This window comes from Streptomyces sp. NBC_01241 (genome assembly GCF_041435435.1).
In the GTDB taxonomy this organism is placed as follows: domain Bacteria; phylum Actinomycetota; class Actinomycetes; order Streptomycetales; family Streptomycetaceae; genus Streptomyces.
On the sequence record NZ_CP108494.1, the window covers coordinates 8,028,565 to 8,051,918 of the forward strand.

20 protein-coding genes and 1 pseudogene are annotated in these 23,354 nt (G+C 69.8%); 9 read left to right on the plus strand and 12 right to left on the minus strand.

Going from position 1 to position 23,354, the window contains the following annotated elements; translation table 11 throughout:
• Nucleotides 1–6: 6 nt before the first annotated feature.
• Nucleotides 7–1,200, minus strand: a pseudogene (locus OG306_RS36435) (IS4 family transposase); the annotation flags it as partial.
• A gap of 183 nt (nt 1,201–1,383) precedes the next feature.
• Between OG306_RS36435 and OG306_RS36440 the strand changes: the two are divergent.
• Nucleotides 1,384–2,445 (plus strand): YHYH protein, encoded by a 1,062-nt coding sequence (locus OG306_RS36440; RefSeq protein WP_266750707.1) that lies wholly within the window; start codon nt 1,384–1,386, stop codon nt 2,443–2,445.
• A 445-nt stretch (nt 2,446–2,890) separates the two neighbouring features.
• On the opposite strand, the gene OG306_RS36445 is transcribed toward OG306_RS36440, so the two are convergent.
• Nucleotides 2,891–3,256 (minus strand): transposase, encoded by a 366-nt coding sequence (locus OG306_RS36445; RefSeq protein ID WP_371666107.1) that lies wholly within the window; start codon nt 3,254–3,256, stop codon nt 2,891–2,893.
• A gap of 63 nt (nt 3,257–3,319) precedes the next feature.
• Here OG306_RS36445 and OG306_RS36450 point away from each other — a divergent pair, with 63 nt between their 5' ends.
• Both OG306_RS36450 and OG306_RS36455 read left to right on the plus strand, forming a co-directional pair.
• Entirely contained in the window at nt 3,320–4,960 is a 1,641-nt protein-coding gene (locus OG306_RS36450; RefSeq protein ID WP_371666108.1) for an IS4 family transposase, read from the plus strand.
• A 345-nt stretch (nt 4,961–5,305) separates the two neighbouring features.
• The gene (locus tag OG306_RS36455; RefSeq protein ID WP_266750710.1) at nt 5,306–6,094 is read left to right on the plus strand and encodes an SAM-dependent methyltransferase; all 789 of its coding nucleotides are present in this window, start codon (nt 5,306–5,308) and stop codon (nt 6,092–6,094) included.
• Nucleotides 6,095–6,264: 170 nt separating this feature from the next.
• On the opposite strand, the gene OG306_RS36460 is transcribed toward OG306_RS36455, so the two are convergent.
• Nucleotides 6,265–6,693 carry a hypothetical protein gene (locus tag OG306_RS36460; protein WP_266750712.1) on the minus strand — a complete coding sequence of 143 codons (429 nt, stop codon included), beginning with the start codon at nt 6,691–6,693 and terminating at the stop codon, nt 6,265–6,267.
• Between the two features lie 72 nt (nt 6,694–6,765).
• Here OG306_RS36460 and OG306_RS36465 point away from each other — a divergent pair, with 72 nt between their 5' ends.
• The gene (locus tag OG306_RS36465; protein WP_266750713.1) at nt 6,766–7,248 is read left to right on the plus strand and encodes a (2Fe-2S)-binding protein; all 483 of its coding nucleotides are present in this window, start codon (nt 6,766–6,768) and stop codon (nt 7,246–7,248) included.
• Nucleotides 7,249–7,569: 321 nt separating this feature from the next.
• On the opposite strand, the gene OG306_RS36470 is transcribed toward OG306_RS36465, so the two are convergent.
• Nucleotides 7,570–8,052 (minus strand): hypothetical protein, encoded by a 483-nt coding sequence (locus OG306_RS36470; RefSeq protein ID WP_266750714.1) that lies wholly within the window; start codon nt 8,050–8,052, stop codon nt 7,570–7,572.
• A 279-nt stretch (nt 8,053–8,331) separates the two neighbouring features.
• Between OG306_RS36470 and panD the strand changes: the two genes are divergently transcribed.
• From panD to OG306_RS36485, 3 genes are all read left to right on the plus strand, one after another.
• Entirely contained in the window at nt 8,332–8,757 is a 426-nt protein-coding gene (panD, locus tag OG306_RS36475; RefSeq protein WP_266750716.1) for an aspartate 1-decarboxylase, read from the plus strand.
• A gap of 31 nt (nt 8,758–8,788) precedes the next feature.
• The gene (locus OG306_RS36480; RefSeq protein ID WP_266904591.1) at nt 8,789–9,148 is read left to right on the plus strand and encodes a GNAT family N-acetyltransferase; all 360 of its coding nucleotides are present in this window, start codon (nt 8,789–8,791) and stop codon (nt 9,146–9,148) included.
• A gap of 75 nt (nt 9,149–9,223) precedes the next feature.
• Nucleotides 9,224–9,853: an arylsulfatase gene (locus OG306_RS36485; protein ID WP_266750720.1), complete on the plus strand. Its 630-nt coding sequence runs from the start codon at nt 9,224–9,226 to the stop codon at nt 9,851–9,853.
• Nucleotides 9,854–10,322: 469 nt separating this feature from the next.
• Here OG306_RS36485 and OG306_RS36490 read toward each other — a convergent pair whose 3' ends face one another.
• The 3 genes from OG306_RS36490 to gndA form a co-directional block, all read right to left on the minus strand.
• Nucleotides 10,323–11,120: a family 1 encapsulin nanocompartment shell protein gene (locus OG306_RS36490; protein ID WP_266750721.1), complete on the minus strand. Its 798-nt coding sequence runs from the start codon at nt 11,118–11,120 to the stop codon at nt 10,323–10,325.
• A complete protein-coding gene (locus OG306_RS36495) occupies nt 11,120–12,193 on the minus strand; it encodes a Dyp-type peroxidase (protein WP_266750723.1) in 1,074 nt (357 codons plus the stop codon). The genes OG306_RS36490 and OG306_RS36495 overlap by 1 nt, the downstream gene beginning before the upstream one ends.
• Nucleotides 12,194–12,568: 375 nt before the next feature.
• Complete coding sequence (gndA, locus tag OG306_RS36500; protein ID WP_266750724.1) at nt 12,569–14,011, minus strand: NADP-dependent phosphogluconate dehydrogenase; 1,443 nt, start codon at nt 14,009–14,011, stop codon at nt 12,569–12,571.
• A gap of 394 nt (nt 14,012–14,405) precedes the next feature.
• Between gndA and OG306_RS36505 the strand changes: the two genes are divergently transcribed.
• The gene (locus OG306_RS36505; RefSeq protein ID WP_266750726.1) at nt 14,406–15,797 is read left to right on the plus strand and encodes a transglycosylase family protein; all 1,392 of its coding nucleotides are present in this window, start codon (nt 14,406–14,408) and stop codon (nt 15,795–15,797) included.
• On the opposite strand, the gene OG306_RS36510 is transcribed toward OG306_RS36505, so the two are convergent.
• Complete coding sequence (locus OG306_RS36510; protein ID WP_266750727.1) at nt 15,767–17,047, minus strand: DMT family transporter; 1,281 nt, start codon at nt 17,045–17,047, stop codon at nt 15,767–15,769. The two genes, OG306_RS36505 and OG306_RS36510, sit on opposite strands and share 31 nt — an antisense overlap.
• Before the next feature lie 248 nt (nt 17,048–17,295).
• On the opposite strand from OG306_RS36510, the gene OG306_RS36515 reads away from it, so the two are divergent.
• Nucleotides 17,296–17,976 (plus strand): (2Fe-2S)-binding protein, encoded by a 681-nt coding sequence (locus OG306_RS36515; protein ID WP_266750729.1) that lies wholly within the window; start codon nt 17,296–17,298, stop codon nt 17,974–17,976.
• Between the two features lie 35 nt (nt 17,977–18,011).
• On the opposite strand, the gene OG306_RS36520 is transcribed toward OG306_RS36515, so the two are convergent.
• The 4 genes from OG306_RS36520 to OG306_RS36535 all read right to left on the minus strand — a co-directional run bounded on the left by OG306_RS36520 (nt 18,012) and on the right by OG306_RS36535 (nt 23,219).
• Nucleotides 18,012–19,658, minus strand: a complete 1,647-nt coding sequence (locus OG306_RS36520; RefSeq protein ID WP_266750731.1) for an APC family permease — start codon at nt 19,656–19,658, stop codon at nt 18,012–18,014.
• Nucleotides 19,659–19,869: 211 nt separating this feature from the next.
• The gene (locus OG306_RS36525; RefSeq protein ID WP_266750732.1) at nt 19,870–20,325 is read right to left on the minus strand and encodes an ATP-binding protein; all 456 of its coding nucleotides are present in this window, start codon (nt 20,323–20,325) and stop codon (nt 19,870–19,872) included.
• Between the two features lie 99 nt (nt 20,326–20,424).
• Nucleotides 20,425–22,050, minus strand: a complete 1,626-nt coding sequence (locus tag OG306_RS36530) for a sensor histidine kinase (protein WP_266750733.1) — start codon at nt 22,048–22,050, stop codon at nt 20,425–20,427.
• On the minus strand, nt 22,047–23,219 hold the full coding sequence (locus tag OG306_RS36535) for a PP2C family protein-serine/threonine phosphatase (protein ID WP_266752614.1): 1,173 nt from the start codon (nt 23,217–23,219) through the stop codon (nt 22,047–22,049). The genes OG306_RS36530 and OG306_RS36535 overlap by 4 nt, the downstream gene beginning before the upstream one ends.
• Nucleotides 23,220–23,354 lie beyond the last annotated feature (135 nt).

The window sequence follows — 23,354 nt, forward strand, 5'->3', positions numbered from 1 at the left end:
CTGCCGGGGGGAAAATGCCGCCTGGTCGGTGACCTGGCGGCGCACGACGCGCACTGAACGGATGAAGGAGATGCGGTCGGGATCCTGACCGGCTTGGTTCGCGGCCTGGTGCATCAGGTGCCGGATAGCGTGGTGGACGAGCAGGAAGCCGTAAAGTTCCTGCTCGGCTCCGTCAGGGTGTTGTGAACGCAGCACCAGGTGCGACCCGCCGAGGTGGGTCTTGATCTCGTCGAGGGTGGACTCGAACTCCCATCGCTGGGCGTAAAGGGCTGCCAGTTCCGCGGCTGGGGCCATGGACGGGTCGAGGATGGTGGTGAGGAGCCGGTAGACACCCTCGTGGCCGGCGATGGTGTACTCCACCGCGCGCACCCGCACCCCACGACGAGTGTGGTGGATGTCGCTCCGATCGAAAATTTCGGTGAGGTAGGAGCCGTCCGGCAGTTGCTCCACCACCGGCAGCACCAGGTCCTTGCGCACGCGCCACAACAGGTCCGCCCCGGTGGCTGCCGCTTTGCACCACAGGTCCACGCCGTAGAAACCGCGGTCGGCCAGGAGCAGCATCCCCGGCCGCAGGGACCCCAGCACCGCCCGGGCCAGTGTCTGCTCTCCGGCGCGCAGACCTCCGACCGCAGCGTCGAAAACGACGTGGGTGCCGCATTCCACCAGGCCGACCATGCGCAACTGCGGGCGGCCGACCTCAAGTTCGCCCCGCCCGGAGCGGGGCGGGCGGCCGAACGCTTCCATGTTCGCTTTCGTGTCCGGCAGGTCAAACGTGGTGCCGTCGATCGCGGTCAGCCGCCAGACGCCGTAGAAGGCGCCCTGCGTGTCGGGTGTGGCGACCGGACAGCACACGCGCGCGAACAGCCGCCGCAGAGGCGCCACACCCAGCCGGGACCTGGCTTTCCAGATCGCAGCCGTACTCGGCACCACCCACGTCCCACGCCAACGCCGCTCGTCCTGCAGACCAGCTGTCAGCAGCCGGGCGACTTCCTCATAGCTCTGCCCGGAGAACAAACACATCGCCAGCACGAAATAGACCACCAACCGGGCCGGCAGCAACCGGTTCCGCAGTTGCATCCGGCCCGTCTCCACCAGTACCTCGTCCACCAGCGACCGAGGAAACGCCTGCGTCAGCACTCCGACCGCAACCCGGTCCGACAACCGCTCACCAGATGACTTCAGTTGGCCCGCTCTTGGCATACCAACAACAACGAGCAGAATCTCCGTAAGTTACCGGTATTGTGGCTAAACCGGGTGCTTACTCGGTTGCCCGTTCGTGTCAGCGGGACAACGGCATGCGGGCGGTGGTGAGGTGGCGCAGGCGGCGGGGACAGGGGCCGCTGGTGTGATGTCTTCCGGTCCACGTCGAGTTGGGGAACATTTATGCACGGCGTTGCAGTGGCAGCCGGCGCGGTCTGCGCGCTACTGGGTCCGGTGATGGCTCCGGCGGGCTCCGCTGCTGTGCCTCATCCCGCGCGGGCTGCCACGGACGCGCGCGGCGGGGGAGACGGCAGCCTGATCACACGCCTGCACACACCCCCCACCGGCACGTCGATCGCATCCCCCGCCCGCAACACCCTCTACGCCTGCCAAGGGGGGACCCTCATCCGGCCCGACCGCCCGTGGATCGACGCGCACGGTGTGATCGACGTGCTCAAGCGCCCTTTCGTGTCGGGGACCAAGCACTGGCACAGCAAACTGCGGGTGACGACGACCGCGGCCAAGAGGCACTTCAAGGGCAACGGGCTCCCGGATCATTCCACCGGGCAATTCCCCGTCCAGAAGGGCACCCCCGCCGACAAGTACTACGCGGAGATTCCCGCGCACGGGTACCCCAACGCCGCCGCGATCCCCATCAAGCCGTGGAACCTCGACGTCACCATTCCGCGCAATCCATCCGCCGCGGCGAAGCCCACGTGCGTCGACCAGCTGACGACCGGGATGGCTCTGGCCGGCGGCACCTTTCACCTGGAGGTGGCCACCGACGCGCAGGACCGCCCGGTCGACCCCAACGCGGCCCTGCCTCTCGACCGCTGCTGGGGCCATCCGTATCAGACGCAGTACCACTACCACGGCCCCTCACAGACCTGCTTCGGCAAGGCTTCAAGGGGGCCCGCGAACGTCCGCACCCGGCACTCACCGCTCGTGGGATACGCCATCGACGGCTTCGGGATCTACGGGCCGCGCGGTGAGGACGGAAAGATCGTCAGGAACAGGAATCTGGACGTCTGCCACGGTCACACACACGCGATCATGTGGGACGGCAAGAAGGTCGTCATGTACCACTACCACCTCAACGGAGAGTATCCGTACTCCATCGGATGCTTCCGAGGGAAGCCGGTGACGGTCCCCGGTTCCGGGCACGGCTGGTGCCACCGGTGGAAACCGACTCCGGCCGCGGCCGGATCCGCCGTGGAAAGCCCCGGCAGACGGAGACGTCACTGACCCACGGAACCTCTCGTCGTCGAGGACGCAGAAGACTCCAGGGGCGTGAGCCAGGTCATCCACGGAGGAATGCTGCCGTGGTTGCCACGAACCAGTCGGCGTCGTCGAGCCTCGGATAGTGGCCCGCTCCCGGTTGCACTACGAGCGTGACGTCAGGGGGCACTTCCGCGAACCCGACAGCGGACACAGGCGGGCTGTTCAAGTCGAACTCTCCGGAGAGCAGCAGAACGGGGGCCTCGCAGGCGGCGAGCGGCGCCTTCGGGGGCAGGATGTCCGCCGGGGCGGCTCCGGGCAGCGTCAGCCGCCGGCCGGGTAGAGCGCCGACAGTCTGCCTGATGAGGTCATGCGTTAGCTTCCGCGACGGCTTTCAGCGGGCTCGGGGCGGCTGCCCTGCGGGCCGGGAGGGGCTCGACCCCCAGATGCGGGTGCTCGTCAACGAGCGCCGTCACCTGGGCCGGGTCGGGTCGAGCTGGGCCGCGAAAAAAGCCGAGGCCGTCCGCAGGACCTCATTCGCACGCTTGAGCTGGGCGTTCTCCTTGCGCAGGGCGGCAAGCTCCTCACGCTCGGCGGTGGTGAGCAGGTCGTCGCGTTCGCCGGCGTCGGCCTCGGCCTGGCGGATCCAGTTGCGCAGGGCCTCATGGTGCACGCCGAGTTCCTCGGCCATGCGGCGGATCACGGGCTTCGGCTCGGCGGTCCGGTACATCCGTACCGCACGCTCACGCAACTCCAGCGGGTACTTCCAATGCCGCGTAGTTAGCCTGATGACGGGTCTGTCAAGCGGATCTGTGGGATTCGGGCAAGTGTTGATCATGAGGACGGGACCCCTGGTAGAGCGAGGAAGCCGACCAAGGTCTTCCTGCTCGAAGGGGTCCCGTTGTCCGACCAGTCTGCCATCACTCAGCTCATCCGCACGGTCATCGTTGCCGACGGTCTCTATGCCCCCGGACACCTCGGGGAGTTGACCCAGCAGGTCCCCTTCGAGCTTGTCGACGACGTCCTGGAGCGGACCGGGACCACGCAGACGAGGCTGCGGATGCTGCCCTCACGGGTCGGCATCTACTTCGTGCTGGCCATGGCTCTGTTCCCGCGCCTTGGGTACATGCGGGTATGGGACAAACTCACGGCCGGACTGCAGCAGGTATGCCCATGCAGACCGTCGGAGAAGGCCCTGCGGGACATACGCCGCCGACTGGGGCCGGCCCCACTGGAGCTGCTCTTCACCATTCTGGCTGGCCCGGTGGCCCGGCCAGAGACTCCCGGAGTGCGTTACCGACGCTGGAGGACGGTCGCCTTCGACGGCTGCAGTTCCGCCAAGGCCCCCGACCGGCCCCGCGTCTGCGGCTGGCTCGGCAAGATCAAGCACCGTTACGGTCAGGAGGGCTACCCCATGCTGAAACTCGTGGCCCTTTGCGAGACCGGCACCCGCGCTCTGCTCGGCGCCGCCTTCGGTCCCGTGGCGCCTGCGGAGTCCGTCTACGCCGAGCAACTGCTGCCGTTGCTGGACGACACCATGCTGCTACTCAACGACCGGGGCTTTGACTCCGATGACTTCCTGGCCAAATGCGCCAGCACCGGCGCCCAGTTGCTGGTGCGTCTCAAAGGCACCCGCACTCCAGCCACATGGGCCGTCCTGCCCGACGGCTCCTACCTGACACGAATCCGCGGAGTACGCCTGCGCATCATCGACGCCCAGGTCACCGTCACGACCGATGACGGTATCCGAACCACCGGAAACTACCGCCTGGCGACGACCCTGCTGGACCACCGCCACCACCCGGCCGACGAGTTCGTCGCGCTCTACCATGAACGATGGGAGATCGAATCGGCTTTCTACTCCCTGCGCCACACACTGCTCGACGGTCTCGTCCTGCGCTCGCACGACCCCCGCGGCGTCCAGCAGGAAATCTGGGCTCAACTGACGGCCTATCAGATTCTCCGTCGCGCCATGGTCGAGGCTGCGGAGTCCGTGCCCGGGACCGATCCTGACCGTGCCTCCTTCACCGTCGCCCTCGAAGCAGCCCGGGAACAGGTCATCACCGCCCAAGGTGTACTGCCCGACCCGGCACAGCCCGCACTCATCGGCGTCATCGGCCGCACCGTGCTGGAGAACCTGCTGCCCAGACGCCGTCCGCGCATCGCACCACGCAGGGTCAAATGCCCGATCTCCCGCTACGCGACCCCTCGGGATGAAACGCGCGGCCACCCCGCGGTCCGCATCACCGCCATCGAGGTCGCTGTGCACCACGCATCCGAACGCGCCCCCGAGGGGCGGCGGGACCGAACACTCCAGCTCATGCGCACTGTCCCGGAGCGTTCCTGGCGCGCCTGCGAGATCGCAAGGGGCATCGGTCTGAACGATGCCCGAGGACTGCGTGCCGAACTCGGTCGCTGGGTCAACGAGGGCGTCCTTCAACGAACTGCCCGCGGTGTCTACGTCCTGGCCCGCGAATGGACCACGCCCGGCCTCCAACAACAAGCCAACCACCTGGTGTTGACACCTGCGGAATCGCCTTAACTACGCGGCATTGGGGTACTTCCTCGGCGCAGGCATCGTCTGGGTTCCTCTCATGAGACCCATCTGACCTTCTGTCACCCATCCCCGCATCTCGGGGGAACCTCACATCGAGAACCCGCGTGGCCGCTGCGGGCCCCACTCATGGGCCGAAATCCTATAGAGGTAACCTGCGTTGGCGCACTTCCGCGTGTGGCCGAAGCCAGCGAGCCCAGATCTCAGACAGCCGTGCGGGTCCAAGCCGCGAGCAGGTGCGGCTCCCTGGGCAGAGAGCCGACATCACCGCACGACCCGGCCTGGCCGTGCCGGCACAGATCCGCGACATGCATGAAAGAAGCGAGGTTTCGCGTGAACACGAGCCCTGAACTCGAAGCCCAGATCCGTAGTGGCGTACCCCACTCAGCCCGAGTCTGGAACTACTGGATCGGAGGCAAGGACCACTACCCCGTTGACCAGGAACTGGGAGATCAGGTCATTGCAACCTATCCTCAGACGCGAGAGCTCGCCCTGGCGTCGCGGGCCTTCCAGGCCCGTGCCGTGCGGCACTTGGCAGGCGAAGCGGGGATTACCCAGTTCCTCGATATCGGAACCGGTCTCCCTGTCCAGAACAGCACCCACGAGGTCGCACAGAGCATCGAGCCGAAGGCGCGCATCGTCTACGTCGACAACGACCCCCTGGTCCTGGCTCACGCCCGCGCCCTCCTGACGAGCGCGCCGGACGGCATGACGAACTATGTGCACGCCGACATGCTCGATGCCGGACGGGTACTCCAGGAAGCGGCACAGACTCTGGACCTGACACAGCCGATAGCCGTCATGGTGCTGTCCACCCTGGGGCACGTCGATCCCCAGTCCGGCATCGACCTCATGCGCCAATACATGGCCGGCGTGGCCGATGGCAGCTATCTGGTTCTCTGCGACACGATCGCCACTCCACAGACGCTGGCCGCACAGGAGGCGTACGCCTCAGGGGACACCCCGCCCTATCTGGTGCGCCAGCCCGAGGAGATCCTCGCGAGCGCGGACGGGATGGAACTGGTCGCTCCGGGGTTCGGGTCCATCTCCCTGTGGCGTTCGAGCCTGGTTGAAGAGGGTGCTGAGCCCGTCGACCAGTGGGGGTTCGTCGCCCGCAAGTGATATGCGGCCCTCCCGGTCCGGAGGCCACGGTGGACGGCCCCGGACCGGCAGGTGCCTCATGAACCGACATCCGCTGCTTGAGCCAAGGCGATGCGGCGTATTCGGCCAGTACAACGACCTCTCCTGCGCCAGCAGACCAGTCCGAGAAAGCGGGTTTCCCATGCCTCGGGTCAATTGGTGGAGAGGTGGTTGGCGACCGAGGTGCGCACATAGAGGTAGGCGGCGGTGTAGAGCCGCCCTAGGCCGGGCCAGGTCCGGGAGCGCAGGACGCGTCGGCCGAGTATCGATTTCTTGATCTCGAAGTAGGCCGATTCCACTTCCCATCGTTCGTGATACAGCCTGACCAGGCCGAATGCCGGGTGGGTGCGGTGGTCAAGGAGCGTGGTGGCCAGCCGATGGGCGCCGGTGCGGCGGCCCGCGCTGGTGGCGATGGTGATCTCACAGATGACGATGCGGACCTCGACGTCACCGATCCTGGACAGGAACGAGCCATCCGGGTAGGTGGCCAGGACGGGCGGTTTGCGTCCCGAGGAGAGACGCGAAGCAGGTCGAACAGGGCACGCACCGGGTGGACACCGAGCCGGCAGCGGGCGTGCCACAGTGCGGTCCGCGCTGTGCGAGGCGGCGGCGGACCTGCGCGCGCGTCTCGCCGCACGCGAGGGAGACAACCGATGAAGGTCACGCTCAACGTGAACGGCACCGACCACCTCCTCGACGTGGAGCCCCGGCGCCTGCTCGCCGACGTCCTCCGCGACGACCTGGGCCTCACCGGTACGCACCTCGGCTGCGAACACGGCATCTGCGGGGCCTGCACCGTCCTCATGGACGGCGCGCCGGTCCGCTCGTGCCTGGTGCTGGCCGTGCAGTGCGACGGCAGCTCCGTCCGTACGGTCGAGGGCCTCACGGGACCCGACGGCGAACCCCACCTGCTGCAACGGGCGTTCTCGGCCGAACACGCCCTCCAGTGCGGCTTCTGCATACCGGACTTCCTCATGGTGGCCGCGGGAGCGCTCGAAACCGATCCCGACCTCGCAGAAAAGCCCGACGCCGTCGCGGGCGCGGTCGCCTCCAACATCTGCCGGTGCACCGGCTACGAACCCATCCGGCGCGCCATCACGCGTGCCGCCCGGGAGCAGCGGGGAGGAACACCATGAACGGTGACATCCGGGCCGGAGCCATCGATGTCCACGCCCACTGGCTGCCGCGCGACCTGCTCGCCCTCCCACCGGGGAGTCCGCTCGGGGGCATGCACGACCGCGACGGCGAACTCTTCCTCGGGGATGTCCCGTTGTCGTTCCCGACGGCGGCGATGACCGACATCGACGCCGTCGTCGCCGACACGCTCAAGGCCGGACTCGGCGCGCGCGTCATCTCCGCACCGCCCTTCGCCTTCCCCGTCCCGCCGAGGCGGACGCCTATGTCGCCGCCTTCAACAAGCAGCTCGCCGACGCCGTGTCCCGCACGGACGGACTGCATCAACCCGCGTTGTCGCCTACCGGCTTCCGTGCTTCGGCGATCCGGTCCAGGTGCCGGTAGAGGGGCGACGCGGTCACGGCGATGAAGAGCGCGAACAGGGTGAACGGCAGCAGCCCGAGGGGCCGGAGCAGGTAGTCCGGGTGTTGTGAGATCTGCGGCCAGTTGACGTAGTAGTTGGCGGACACGTCCACGGTCATGACCGCGCTCGCCATAGTCACGGCGATTGGTCGGACTCGTACCAGCAGAACGGCTACCAGAGGGTCGAGCAGGACCAGAGCGACGAAGTAGACCCGGATGGGAGCCGGTGCGGGAGAGGCGTAGCTGTTGTGACCGCCGCCTGCCAGGTCCACGAGATGTATGGCGGTTCCCCAGAGGAAACAGACGACGTACACCGTCACGACGAGCAGCACCCGGCGCGGCAGGTGACGCGGCCGCCCTTCCCCGCCCTGGGCGAGCGGACCTGTCGATACCTGCTGCGTCATGCTGCCCCCGGTTGGTTGGCGGCACCCTACTTCACCTGTCTCAGCGCCTTTCGGGAAATCCTGCCGGCCCGGCATGTCCACCACGCATCGGATGAGACGGGTCATTCCGGCTTCGAACGGCGTCTCGAACTGGGTCGCTCTCAGAAAAGTCAGCAAAGGGTCAGTGGGAGTCCTGAGACGCCCGGCGACAGCTGACCGAATATGCGAATGGTTGTACGCTGCGGGCACCGCCCTTGACCTGCACAGCAGGCAGGGAGCAGACGAATCGGGAGTTTCTTCATGTTTCGTACCGTGTTCAAGTCCAAGATCCACCGGGCCACCGTGACCCGGGCCGACCTGCACTACGTCGGTTCTGTCACCGTCGATGCCGAGCTGATGGAAGCGGCGGATCTGCTGCCCGGCGAGTTGGTGCACATCGTCGACATCGACAACGGCGCCCGCCTGGAGACGTACGTCATCGAGGGCGAACGCGGCTCCGGTGTCATCGGCATCAACGGCGCTGCCGCCCACCTCGTCCACCCCGGTGACCTGGTCATCCTGATCAGCTACGCCCAGGTCGACGACGCCGAGGCGCGCGGCCTGATCCCGCGTATCGTGCATGTCGACGCCGGCAACCGGATCGTCGCGCTCGGCGCCGACGCCTCCGAGCCCGTACCCGGCACCGCGACCGAACGGAGCCCGCACGCCGTCCCCGCGGCGTGCTGACCCCGGCTCGACCCCCGAGGGAGCACCCGTCATGGCAGAACAGACCGGCCGGATCGAACTCGACATCCGCGACGACCGCCCGAGCGGCAACCTCCTCGCGTACGAGAACGGCAAGGCCGCCGGAGTCATCGCGTACTTCGTGATGGACGGCGACCCCGCCGCGCTTGTCGCCGTGCACACCGTCGTCGAGCCCGGCCACGAGGGCAAGGGCATCGCGGGCGCCCTCGTCCAGGAGTTCTACGCCATGGCGGGCCGCGAGGGTGTCCCCGTCGTCCCCCTCTGCCCGTACGCCGCGAAGTGGGCGGAGCGTCACCCCGACCAGGCTCCCGAGGCGCCGGCCGAACTGGTGGAGCGGGCGAAGGCACAGCTCGCGTCCCATCCCGAGCTGTAGTGATCAACACGGCGGGCTGCACCGATCCACTCGGCCGATGACCGGAACCGGGCCGCGGAGTTGTACGTTCGGCCGATGACACTCGCACTGCTGCACACCTCCCCGGTCCACGTCCCGGTCTTCGACGCGCTCCGGGACACGGATCATCCCGGACTCGCCCTGCGCCATCTCGTGTCCGAGGACCTGCTCGCCCGGGCCAGGGACGAGGGCCCGGAAGCGGTGTCGGACGAGATCCGGGCGCTGCTCGCGGGCGCGGTCGCCGAGGGTGCGTCCGCTGTTCTCTGCACGTGTTCGACGATCGGCGGGGTCGCGGAGTCGGCCGGGGCGACGGCCGGAGCTCCCGTGCTGCGTGTCGACCGTCCCATGGCGGCCGCTGCCGCGGAACGGAATCGCGTGGTGGTCCTCGCGGCGCTGGGCGACACCCTGGCGCCGACCCTCGCCCTGCTCGACGAAGAGGTGGCGGACCGGCCCGTCGAGGTTCGCACCGTCCTCGTCGAGGGGGCCTGGGCGCGCTTCGAGGCCGGGGACCGCGACGGCTTTCTGGACCTGGTCGCGGCGGCGGCCGATGCGGTGACGGACGCCGATGTCATCGTGCTGGCGCAGGCGTCGATGGCCGACGCGGCCACCCGTACAGTCACCCGGATCCCGGTGCTCGCCAGCCCCCGGACGGGCCTCGCAGCCGCGGCCGCTGCCGCCGCGCGCTGACCCGCCGCAAGGACGGTGCACCCGGACAGGTCATCCGGAACCCGTACGCATGGGCTCACCAGGCGCGGGCAGCCGCTCCGGGGGACGGTGGAAGGAGATCCACCCCGAACCGCTCGGAGGCCTCCGATGACCAACCCGTACCCCGACCCCGTGCCACCGGCGCCCACGCCCGGACCGATGCCCGAGCCGCCGTCGCCGCTGCCGGAGCCGCCGCCTCCGCCGCCCGGACCCGTCCCGCCCGGCCCGTCGCCGGATCCGATTCCGCAGCCGCCCAGCCCGAACCCCGAGCCGGTACCGGAACCGGAGCCGTCACCCCATCCGACCGGCTGACCGCACGGTCCGTCTCGCGGGCTCCGGCCCCTCGGACGGCGCGCCTCATGGCGCGCCGTCCGCCCGCGCCGTGACATCGACGGCCGAGCCCCGCCCGTGGCTCGATGCGCCCACCGGTTGCCCCGGACCGTCGAGGCGGTCAGGCGATGATCGGGATCACGGCCTCCGGCGTCAGCATCCGGAAGGTGAACGACTGATGGAAGTAGAGCCGGATGCTGGTCGCGTCGTGGTCCTGATAGCCGATCGACAGATCCTGGCCCAGGCGCAGTTCGAAGTCGCCGCCCCGGGTGGACAGCAGGACGCCGCCCGTGACGGCGGGCGCCCACAGGATCTGATCGTCCAGCAGCCGGGCCAGGTGGGTGGCCACCGGATATCCGTGGTCGGAGGTCTCCGTCGCTTCGGTGAAGGCGTCGGCGCCGAGCAGCAGCCGGTACGGGCCGTCGACCCCGGCCAGCCGCAGCTGGGTCAGCGCCTGGCTGACGGTGGCCGGATAGTCGCGGGCGTCGGCCGGAAGCGGCAGCGGGGTGTGAGAGGAGCCGTCCCGGAGGCCGGTGATGCCGGCCGACGCGTACCCGTCGATGAGGGCCATGTCCTCGGCGAACGCACAGGTGCGGGCCGCCTCCTTGACGGGCTGCCAGTCGCTGTCGTCGGAACCGCGCTCGACGTCGTCCACGGCCGACCGGGTCACCGTGAACGGCACCCGCCAGTCGATCACGGGCACCGAAGTGCGGGCCCGGGCGATCACGTCCGGTGTGGGCGGGTCGATCGTGCGCAGATGACCGTCGCCGATGGCTGCGAGTCCCGGGCCCTCCGGCCCGGTGACATCGACGACACGGCGGCCCGCCAGGTGGCGGCTGAAGGTGCGCCGGGCCTCTTCTTCGATCTGGTCCCAGGCGGCTTCCGTGACGGGGGCGAGTTCGCGGTGAAGGTTGTTCATCACTGGGTGCTTTCTTGCAGGCTGCCGATCTGCAGCGAGCCGTCGTCCGACCGGACCGGGACCGGGGCCTGCGCCACCGCGGGCGCGGACGCCGGCTCCGGCGGGGCCTCGGCCGCGGTCATGGCGGGCGACGGCGGCGGGGCGTCGAAGAAGTCGGCGCGGGGGGTGTAGAAGAGTGTGCCGGTGACCGCCGTGGAGAAGTCGAGGATGCGGTCGTGCGTGCCGGGCGGATTGCCGAGGAACATGTTGCGGAGCATCTGTTCGGTCACGCCCGGATCGGCGGCGTAACCGATGAAGTACGTGCCGAACTCGCCCTGCTCGAAGCTGCCGAACGGCATGTTGGCCCGCAGGATCTCGCGCGACGTGCCGTCCGGTTCGTTGATCGTGTTGAGGGCGACATGCGAGTCGGCGGGTTTGACGTCGTCGGGGAACTCGATGTCGGTGAACTTCGTACGGCCGATGACGTGTTCCTGCGCCTCGGTGCTCAGCGCGTTCCAGGACGCGAGGTCGTGCAGATACTTCTGCACGATGACGTAGCTGCCGCCCGCGAACTCCGGATCCTCCGCGCCGACCAGGGCCGCCGACCGTGCGTCCGCCCCCACGGGGTTCTCCGTGCCGTCGACGAAGCCGAGCAGATCCCGGTGGTCGAAGTAGCGGAACCCCTGCGTCTCGTCCACGACCTTCACCGCCGTGCCGAGCCGGTCGAGCAGCTGGGCCGCCCACTCGTAACAGACGTCCATCCGCTCGGCCCGGATGTGGAACAGCAGATCGCCCGGCGTGGCGGGGGCCCGGTGGCGGGCACCGTGCAGTTCCTGGAACGGGTGGAGCCCCGCCGGGCGCGGCCCGGCGAACAGCCGGTCCCAGGCGTCGGAGCCGAAGGAGGTCACCGCGACCAGGCCGGCGCCCGGGAACCGGAACCCGATGGAACGGGCGATCGCCGCCAGATCCGGCAGCACCTCGCGGACGACGGGCTCACCACCGGGCTCGATCGTGGCGACCAGGATCAGGGCGGCGCTGGTCAACGGCGCGACGACGGGCTGGGCCGCGACCGGTTCCGGCATGGCGTCGGGCATACGGGGGCTCCATGGGACGTCAGCGGTACGGAGTGCAGCGGGCCCTCGGATCGGGAGAGCAAGAAGACCCGTTGCTACTTACGCACACGTACGACGACGCCGCACCCCGGCTCACCCGACCGGGCGACGGTGGGCCGGGTCCTTCACCCACCAGCTCCTCGACGCACTTTCGGACGTCACATGAGGCGACGACCAGCGCGACCTCCCGGCGAAGACAGGACGACGGGGTAGACGGCGACGGCGGGGACGACGATTGCGGCAAACGGGCGCGTAAAGGGCGCGTAGAGCCGTCCACCTCGCGCGCTGGCGCATCGGCAGGGCTGCCGAACGCCGCGCGCCGCTGTGGGCTCGGAGCGCCCGCCGGCATCCCGTGTATCAGCCGGCTTTGGCCTCGGACCGGTCGCCGCCCCAGAGCGTGTGGAAGGAGCCCTCGCGGTCCGTACGCCGATATGTGTGCGCGCCGAAGAAGTCGCGCTGCCCCTGGGTCAGCGCCGCGGGCAGCCGGTCCGCGCGCAGTCCGTCGTAGTACGAGAGCGCGGCCGCGAAACCCGGCGTCGGCACGCCCTGCCGCACCGCCTCCGCGACGACTGCGCGCCAGTCGTCCTGGGCCGCGCCGATCTCCGTGGCGAACTGCTCGTCCGAGAGCAGGCTCAGCAGGTCCGGGCGGGTGTCGTAGGCCGCTCGGATCCGGTCCAGGAACGCGGCCCGGATGATGCACCCGGCCCGCCAGATCGCCGCTACCGCGCCGAGGTCGATGTTCCAGTCGTACGCCTCGCTGCCCGCCCGGATCTGGTGGAACCCCTGCGTGTACGAGACGATCTTGGACGCGTACAGCGCCTGCTCCACCCGGTCGGCGAAAGCCGCGCCGGCCGATGCGTCGAGCACCGTGGCCGACGGGCCCGCCAGGTCCTTCGCCGCCTCGCGCAGATCCGCATGGCCGGACAGCGAGCGGGCGAAGACGGCCTCCGCGATACCGGAGACCGGCACTCCGAGATCCAGCGCGATCTGCACCGTCCAGCGCCCCGTGCCCTTCTGCTCCGCCCGGTCCTGCACGATGTCGACGAAGGGCTTTCCGGTGGCCGCGTCGGTGTGGGCGAGTACCTCCGCCGTGATCTCGATCAGATAGGAATCGAGGCGGCCGGTGTTCCAGCCGCGGAACGTCTCGGCGATCTTCGCGGGGGAGTAGCCCGCCACCTTGCGCAGCAGGTCGTACGCCTCCGCGATCAGCTGCATGTCCGCGTACTCGATGCCGTTGTGGACCATCTTCACGAAGTGTCCGGCCCCGTCGGGACCGATGTGAGTGGTGCACGGGGCGCCGTCCTTCGCCTTGGCGGCGATCTTCTCCAGCAGCGGCCCCAGCGATTCGTACGACTGCGACGAGCCGCCGGGCATGATGCTCGGCCCGTTCAGCGCGCCCTCCTCGCCGCCCGAGATGCCGACGCCCACGAAGTGGACGCCACGCTCGCGCAGCTTTCGTTCGCGGCGGCGGGTGTCCTCGAAGTGCGCGTTGCCGCCGTCGATGATGACGTCGCCCTCCTCCAGGAGCGGCGCGAACTCCTGGATCACGGCATCCGTCGGATCGCCCGCCTTCACCATGATGACCAGCCGCCGCGGACGTTCCAGCGCCGCGACGAACTCCTGTGGGGTACGCGCGGCCACGAAGGAACCCTCGTCGCCGAACTCCTCGACGAGGGCGTCCGTCTTCGCGGTCGTCCGGTTGTGCACGGCGACCGTGAAGCCGTTGCGGGCGAAGTTGCGGGCGAGATTGCGGCCCATGACCGCCAGTCCTGTGATGCCGATCTGCGCGGTGCCGCTCATCCGTGTGCTCTGCAATCTGTTGGGGGATGCCGGGGTCTTCAGTATGGATACGGGGCGGGGCAACGGCTTTTCAGCGTGGGCCGTATGGCTCCGTCCGCGACATCCCCATGCCGCTGACATTCCTCCCCTTCCTCGGCCGTGCCATCCTCCCGCCGGATCCATGCCCACCGGGCTGCGCCGGTTCGCCGCATACCAGCCGTTCACACCGGTACACCGATCACCGAGACGCTGCGCGGCGGACCGCACCGGACACGAATCGCGGTGGCTGTCCGGCCCAGACCGTCCGGGCCGTCCGCGAGGGGTGGGCAGGGCCTTGCTCTCTTGTCACCAGCCTTTGTCTGCCCATAAGTTGGGCGCTTGCGACGTGTCCTACTGCCTGTGGGGGAGCCAAGTCATGGCCGCGAACGGACGGCACCGCAGATATCAGCCCAGCCGGCTCAACCGCGCCTCGCTCACGGTCACGGCCGGAGGCGCGGGCATCGCTCTGCCGCTCGTCGCGGCGACCTCGGCGGGCGCTGCGCCGACGGATGTCTGGGAGAAGGTCGCCGCCTGTGAGTCCACCAGCAACTGGCACATCAACAGCGGCAACGGCTACTTCGGTGGCCTGCAGTTCACCCGGTCGACCTGGGCGGCCTACGGGGGCACGGTGTACACCCCGCGCGCCGATCTCGCGACCAGGGACCAGCAGATAACCGTTGCGGAAAAGGTGCTCGAAGGGCAGGGGCCCGGTGCCTGGCCTGGCTGCTCGACACGGGCGGGGCTGACGAGCGGCGGGGACGCCCCCGACGTCAACACCCAGTCCGCGCGGACCAGTCGGGTGAAGACGCCCGGGAAGGCCGCCGCCGGAAAGCCGGAGACGAAGCGGACGGCCACGCCCGCCACGCCGACCACCGTGCACGGCAAGCGCGAGTCGTACACCGTTGCATCAGGCGACTCGCTCTCCGCGATCGCGGCGACCGAGCGCGTACGGGGCGGCTGGCAGCACCTGTACGCAACAAACCGCAAGGTCGTGGGGGACGACCCGGACCTCATCTTTCCCGGGCAGCGCCTGAGCCTCGACGCGGCCCGGGCATCGAGAACGGATGCCAAGGCGGGCTCGACCGCTTCGAAACCGACGAGGAAGCCGAAGGCGACGGCCGCGCCGCACGAAAAGGCAAAGCCGCAGCAGCGGACGGCCGAGCCGAAGCAGCAAGCGGCCACGTCCTCGCACCCAACGGCGAAGCCGCAGCACCCAACGGCGAAGCCGCAGCACCCAACGGCGAAGCCGCAGCACGAAGCAGCGAAGCCCCAGCACCCAACGGCGAAGCCGCACCACCGGATCGCGAAGCCGAAGACCCACCCGAAGAAGACCGAGAGCCACAAGCAGGAGCGGGCGGAGAAGCACGCCGGCCTCGTCGCGCCGGTCGCGGCGGGTATCGGCACCCCGTACCACCAGACAGGTTCCTGGGCCAGCGGCTACCACACCGGTGTGGACTTCCCCGTTCCGACCGGCACGTCGGTGAAGGCGGTCGACTCCGGCACGGTCGTCTCGGCGGGCTGGGGCGGAGCGTACGGATACCAGATCGTCATCCGGCACAGCGACGGGAAGTACAGTCAGTACGCGCACCTGTCCGCGCTTCACGTGCGCGAGGGCCGGCACGTCTCCGCGGGCCAGCGGATTGCCCGCTCGGGCTCTACCGGGAACGTCACGGGTCCGCACCTGCACTTCGAGATCCGCACCGGCCCCGGCTACGGCTCCGACGTCGATCCGCTGGCCTATCTCAGAGCGGGCGGCGTCAGCGTCTGAACGGCCTTCGGCGGTCCTGCGGCTTCATCGGCTGCGCCGGACCCCGTGGACGGCATGTCGTCCCGCCGTGCGGCGGGGCGGGTGTCCGACGGCCGCCCGGGCCCGAACTCCACCTGCCCGAGCCGACGCTTCAACGGCCTGAGCGGAGGCAGTGCAGGGGCTACCGAGAAGGCCTCCGCGACGGCTTCGTCGGCCGCGGCGGGCCTCACGGGCGTCATCGCCGCCGGTACGGCGGTGGCGGGCTCGCAAGGAGCGACAACCGTCCGCGTCCCGACCGGCCGGGACAGACCGGCCGCCGGCTCCGCGACGCCGTCGGCGCCCTGCTTCCCGTCCCGGCCCGCCGCGTCCGCCCCGACCGTCCCGTCCCCCGCAACGACCGGGTGTTCGCTTCCCGCACTCCGTCCGGCGAGGTGCTCCGCACCCAGCCGCTCCGTCGTGAGCAGGATCAGCCCGCCCGCGGCGACCACCCCGCACGCCAGCGCGAGCACGGTGCCCGCCGTACCGTGCCGGAACTCCTCGTCGAACATGGTGATGCCGACGGCCGCGGCTATCACCGGGTTCACCACGGTCACCGTGGCCAGCGGCGCGGTCAGCCCGGCACCCCGGTACGCGATCTGGGACAGGAGCAGCCCGGCGGCCGCGAACGCGGCGATCGCCAGCAGCGCCGGCATCCCGGCCCCCGCGTCACCGGACGTCCACCGCACCGCCACCGTCTTCGTGAACACCGAGGCGATACCGAAAGCCACACCCGCAGCCCCTGCCACGATCACGCTCCGCACCACCGGCCTGTGCACACCCTTGGAGGCCAGGAAGAGCGCCGCGACCCCACCGAGGGTCACCCCGGAGAGCATCAGCTGATCCGGGCCGCTCAGCGACCGCGACTCGCCGTTCCCGGTGAGCGCGAGCAGGCCCGCCAGACCGACGGTTGCCATGATCGCGCCGCGCCATGCGGTGGCCCGTGCCCGGCGGCGTACGAAGAGCGCCGCCATCGGCAGGGCGAAGACGATGGTCAGCGCACCGAGCGGCTGGACAAGACTCAGCGGACCGTATGCCAGCGCTACGACATGCAGCACCGCGCCCGCCCCGTTCAGCGCCACGGCGGCCCACCAGACGCGGTTGCGCAAGGGTGCGAGCGAACGGCCGTCGCCGGCCGCGGCCACGCGCTCCTGGACGATCGCCCCGGCCGCGTAGGCGACCGCGGAGACCAGTGACAGAAGCACGGACAGCGCAAGGGAACTCATGTACACCACGATGTCCCTCCGAGGCAGCCGTGTCGTCGTCCTTGAGGGGGCGATCCGTCGTACTGCCTTGGTAGTACGGGAGTGGTCCCGAGGTCCTCCTACCGACGGTAGTCCTCCCTCTTGAGGACTCCGAGTGGATCAACCGGAGGGGATACGGTGAACGCCGGGTCACGCGGCTCGCGGCACTCCGGATGCCCGCGGTCCGGGGAGGTGGGTCACCGGTCGCGGCGACCGCGGAACCGAGAGGGAGCAACGCGATGGACGAGCCCGCAGGGCCCTTTGTGGGTGGGTTCTTCGCCCTGCGCACCACCGCACCGCCCGAGGGTGCGTACCGCCCGCTGGCCCTGCTGTACGCGGGGGAATCCGCACCGCTCACGGCCCGCATCGACACAGTCGCCGACCGGCTCCGTACCTCCGAGCGCAGAGTCGCAGCCTCCGTCGCGCACCTGGGGCTGGCCGCCCGCCTCTGGTCGGTCGCGCTCGGCCCGGCGGCCCTGACGGGGCGCTTGCCCGGTCTCTCGCCCGATGCCCTGTACTGGGGCCCGGGGCACACCGCCCCGGACGATCTGTGGTTGAGCACCTCCGACACGCTGCCCGCCACCGCCGACCGGATCCGGGAGGTCGTCCAGTTCGGCCACCTCGTGCCCCTCGCCGAGGCGATCCACCGGGACGGCTCCCTGTCGAACCGGCTGTTGTGGGGCAACGCGGGGTCGGCGCTGGCTGGAGCCCTGCGCGAACTGGTCGCCTGGGCACGAAGTCACGGCCGCCCCGACGTGTCCGCACGGGCCCGCGCACTGGTCGCCGAACTCTTCGACCACCCGGATCTGCGGAACACCGGAGCCCCGCACGACACGGCGTTCCGCCGCCGCAGTTGCTGCCTGTACTACCGCTGCCCGGCCGGTGGCCTGTGCGGTGACTGCGTCTTCGAGAGCGTCTGACACACGGACGCGCCGGAGCCGGGCGCGGAGCCGGGTCACCCGCCGGGCACCACCTCGACGGAGCCGATGTACTCCTGGGTCTCCTCGTCCGGGAGCCGGACGGCCTGGGCCCAGAAGTAGATCACCAGGCTGAACGCCGCGATGAGCGCGATGTCCCACCACAACGGCAGGGCATCCGTTGCGCCGCACGACGCCTTGGACGCCGGGCCCGTGCTGCAGAATCCGCCTTGCCAGGAGATCAGCCCCATGCCCACGAGGTACACCGGCAGCCACTGCGCGGACCACCAGTCCATGTGCGGCACCCTGGGATTGAGCTTGAGCAGCGCGGAGCCGCCCAGCAGCAGATAGCCGAGCACGATGGCCACGCCGAGCCGCCACAGGGTGTCCCAGCCCGCCCAGTAGATGATCAGGTTCGAGACGATGAAGGCCACGGGCGCCCAGAACATCCCGCCGGGCAACCGGTACGGACGAGCCCGGTCCGGGTCCTGCTTGCGCAGGCACCCGAAGGCGAGCGGCGCCCCCGCGTACATCAGCACACTCGCGGATGTGACGAAGCCGACCAGCTTCTGCCACGTGGGGAACGGCAGGAACACGATGAGCCCGACCACGAACGCGAAGAGCAGGCTGAACCACGGGACGCCGCGCCTGGTGGTGCGTTCGAAGACCGCCGGGACGTAGCCGTTGCGGGACAGGCCGTAGGAGACCCGAGAGGTGGCGGTCGTGTAGATCAGGCCCGTACCGGACGGTGACACGACCGCGTCGATGTACAGCAGCGTGGCGAGCCAGCCGAGTCCGACGGAGGTGGCGAGCCCGGCGAACGGGCCGGCCTTTCCGCTGAAGGAGAGGTCGGCCCAGCCGTGGGCGAACGCGCTGTGCGGCAGGGCGGCGATGAAGACCACCTGAAGTGCCACGTAGACCAGGACGCCGATGAGGATGGAGCCGATGACCGCCCGCGGGATGTCCCTGGCCGGATTGCGGCTCTCGCCCGCCAACTGGTCGGCCTGCTCGAAGCCGAGCAGCGCGAAGATGATGCCGCTCGTGCTGATGGCGGAGAGTACGCCCTTGGCGCCGAAGGGGGCGAAGCCCTGGTAGCCGAAGTTGCTGCCGTGAAAGGTGGTGGCGGCCAGCACGATGATGGTGAAGACGGGGACGGCCACCTTCCACCACGTCGCCAGGCTGTTGGTGTGGGCGAGCCATTTGATGCCGAAGAAATTGACGACGACGAAGAACGCCATGAACGCGACGGCCAGCCCGTACCCCGCGGGTGTCAGGTGATTCTTGCCGGTCTGCACCCAAGGGGCGTGGACGCTGAGATAGTTCAGCGACGCCATGACCTCGATCGGCGCCACGGTGACGGCCTGCAGCCACGAGAACCATCCGAAGGACGCGCCGGCGGCACTGCCGAAGGCATAGTGCGGAAAGCGGGCGGTGCCGCCCGCGACCGGGTACATGGCCCCCAGCTCGGCATGCACGAACGCCAGCACGATGATGGCGAGCGCCCCGATGCCCCAGGAGATGAGCGCCGCCGTGCCGGCCGCCTGAGCGGCGAACAGCGCGCCGAACAGCCAGCCTGACCCGATGATGGACCCCTCCGAGGTCCAGATGAGACCGATCAGCCCGATTTCCCGCTTGAGGCCCGGATTCGTGGGCGCCGTGGGTGCGGCCGGCTTGGACATCTGCATGCTGGATGCACCCCTTGTTCCGGTGGGGGATGAGGCGTGAGGTGTCTGTCCGCATCCACGGGACCCCCACTAGATGCCCCGATCCGTGTGCATCGTTCCCGGAGCACGGGGAAGTTGCGCCAGTCGGGTCGCGCATGAAGCCGTCGCCCGAACGAGGTCCGGGTGGCCGGCCGTGGTCGTGGGGCGGGCGGCGTCCCGCCCGCCCCACAGGTCAGGTGCTCAAGCCGAACTCGGCCCGGATGCGCTTGCCCACCGGTACGCGCTCGGCGGTCAGCCGGTCGCACAGCGCCACCACGATCTCCATGCCGTGGCCGCCGGGGCGCGCCGGGTCGGGTGAGTAGAACAGCGGGAGAGCCGTGCTGCTGTCGTACACCGTGACGCTGACGCGCTCCGCGGTGCCCTCCAGTTCCAGCAGGTACGGGCCCTGGCTGTAGCGGTCCGCGTTGGTGACCAGTTCGCTCACGGCCAGCATCAGATCGCTGCGGGTGTGCTCGCCGAACACCGCGAGCCACTCGGCGGCCAGCCGGACCAGAAAGCGGTCGGCCAGGTCCCGGGCCTGCGCGATGCAGCCGGGTTCGCCGTCGAACACCTCGGCGCTGTGCAGAACCTCCGTGGACCGGTCCGGGCAGGGATGGCCGGGCGGTCGCGAGGTGACCTGTTCGTTCATGTGCTCCAGCCAGGGCGACGCAGGGGTGTTCGATGACAGCTTCTCGACGTTCGCCTACCCGCGACGAACGGTCCCACTCCGGGGAAAACCCGGCAGATCTCAGCCATGTCCGAGTCCTTCGACGGCGGCGTCCGGGCCGGGCGGCCGTACCGCGGTGTGCGCGGGTGCGGCGGGGGCGACCGGCAGCGTGAAACGGATGCAGGTGCCCTCGGTGGTTTCCGGATCCAGCCAGATCCGGCCCCCGTGGAACTCCACGATCTTCCGGCACAGGGCCAGACCGATGCCCGTTCCCTCGTACTCCTCCCGGCCGTGCAGACGCTGGAAGATGACGAAGACGTTCTGCGCGGACTCCGGCGCGATGCCGATGCCGTTGTCCGCCACCCGGAAGTGCCAGTCGTCGCCCTCCCGCACACAGCCCACCGTGATCCGGCACGGCACGCCGGGGCGGCGGAACTTCACCGCGTTGCCGATCAGGTTCTGCCAGACCATGGACAGTGCCGTGGCGTCCCCCGTCAGCGACGGCAGCGGGGCCTCCCGTACGACCGTGGCACCGGACTCCTCGACGACCAGCGCGAGGTTGGCCAGGGCGCGGTCCAGGGACCGGTCCAGGTCGACCGGCTTCCACCGTTCATGTACCCGTCCCATGCGGGAGAAGGTGAGCAGATCGTTGATCAGCACCTGCATCCGCCCGGCGCCGTCGACCGCGTAGTCGATGTACTGCCGCGCCCGGTCGTCGAGCTCCGCGCCGTACCGTTTCTCCAGCAGACCGCAGAACGAGGCGACCTTGCGCAGCGGCTCCTGCAGATCGTGCGAGGCGACGTACGCGAACTGCTCCAGCTCGGCATTGGACCTGCGCAGCTCCCGCGTCTGTTCCGCCAGCAGCGTCTCGCGTTCCCGGGACTCGGCGAGTTCCTCGACGATGCGGCGGCGCATGTCCTCCACGGCCGCCGCCACCGCCCGCACATCGGACGGCCCGTCGACCTCGATCCGCTTACGGAACGCCCCCGAGCTGACCGTCTCGGAGGCGGCGGTCAGTCGGTCCAGCGGCCGGCCGACCATCCGGTGCAGCAGCAGACTCAGCGAGCCCACGGCGAGCAGAAAGCCGACGACCAGCGAGATGAGCACCTGGTCACGGGTGGTGCGGGCGTTGCTCAGATCGGTGCGGGCCCGGTCGCGAGCCACGTCGAGATGTGCCTGCTGAGCCGTGTACAGGCGGCGCAGGGTGGCGAATTCGTCCGTGCTCCGCCGGATCGGGGCGGAGGTCTCGGACGCCGGGCCGCCCCGGCGGACGGCGGCGACGAGCGGCTCGGCATGCCCGCTGCGCCATTCCCGGGAGGCCGCGGCGATCCGGTCGAGATCGCCGGCGAAGGGCTGTTCGTCCCCGACGAGGGCGCGTACGCGGGCCATCCGCAGTTTCTCGTCCCGCATCCCCGCCTCGTACGGCCGCAGGAAGGCCGGGTCGCCGGTGAGCGCGAATCCGCGGACCCCGGTCTCCTGTTCCAGCAGCGCGTTCTGCAACTGGAACGACGAGGAGCGGGCGGGCTGGATGCGGTCCACCAGCTCGGTCGTGCGGTCGGATATCCGGGACAGCACGAGGCCCCCGACGGTCAGGCCCGCGCAGACGACGAGCACGAAGACGGCGAGGATCAGATGGACCCAGTTCTGGACGGACAGTCGCGAGGTCAGGCCGCGCCCGGGCGCCGGCGATGCGTCCCGGCCGTTCATCGCGGCGTCTCCCGGCCCCAGCCCAGATGGAGCACGGCCACGTCGTCGGCGAGACCGCCGTACGGGGACGCCGCCTCGGCGGCCTCGTCGACCAGGGTGTCCACGAACGCGCGGGCCGGCAGGGCCCCGCGACTGCGGGCCAGGGCGAGCAGCCTGTCCTCGCCGAGCCGGGAGCTTGGCCCCGTACGCCCCTCGAAGAGGCCGTCCGTGAAGAGGACGATCCGGCCGTCATCGGGCAGGGCCAGCTCCGAGACACTCCACCGTCCCGTCCCCGGCAGCAGCCCCAGGGCCATCCCAGGCTCGGGCTCGACCCAGCTCACCCGGTCACCGCTGCGCAGCAACAGCCCGGGGTGACCGGCCCGCACCACCTGCACCCGGCGCCGGTCCGGGGAGAAGGAGAGTGAGGTGAAGGTGGCGAAGACATGCGGGTCGGAGCGTTCGGCGACCAGGATCTCCTCCAGCAGCCGGACCTGTTCGAGCCGGCCGGTCGCGCACAGCACCGCAGTGCGCCAGGCGACCCGCAGGCAGACACCCAGCGCCGCCTCCGCGGCCCCGTGCCCCGACACATCGCCGATCACCGCGTGCACCGTGCCGTCGGAGGTCTGCACCACGTCGTAGAAATCACCGCTGAGCAGGGCGTGCGCCCGGCCCGGCGCGTACCGTGCCACCGCCTCGAAGGAGTCGTCGTGCAGCAGGGGCACGGGCAGCAGCCCGCGTTCGAGGCGGGCGTTCTCCCGCGCCATCAGCCGGTTGGCGCGCAGCGCCGCCGCGGCCTGCTCGACCTGCTTGCGCTGGAGGGCGTAACGGACCGAGCGGCCCAGCGCCTCCGGATCGAGCCGTCCCTTGACGAGATAGTCCTGGGCGCCGGTCGCCACGGCCGACAGGCCCGTATCTGCCTCGGCCCTGCCGGTCAGCACGACGATGGCCGCATCGGGCGCCGACTCGACGATCCGGGTCACGGCGTCCAGGCCGTACACATCGGGCAGATGCAGATCGAGCAGTACGCAGCACGGGGTGCGGCAGCCGGCCAGGAACCGGCGCGCCTCCGCGAGCGTCCTGCACCAGGTCAGCGCGGAATCCAGCTCACTGTCCGCGAGCATCTCCTCGACGAGGAGGGCGTCACCGGCGTCGTCCTCGACCAGCAGGATCACGGCGTCGACCTTCCACACCGAACCGTGGCCGGTTTCGCTTGCGGACTCGTTGCCGGTGCCGGTTTCGCTTGTGGACTCGTTGCCGGCCGTGGCGGGACCGTTCTGTACGGTGACGGCGTCCGGGCGCACGGAGGCGCCGGCGGGAGAGCTGCC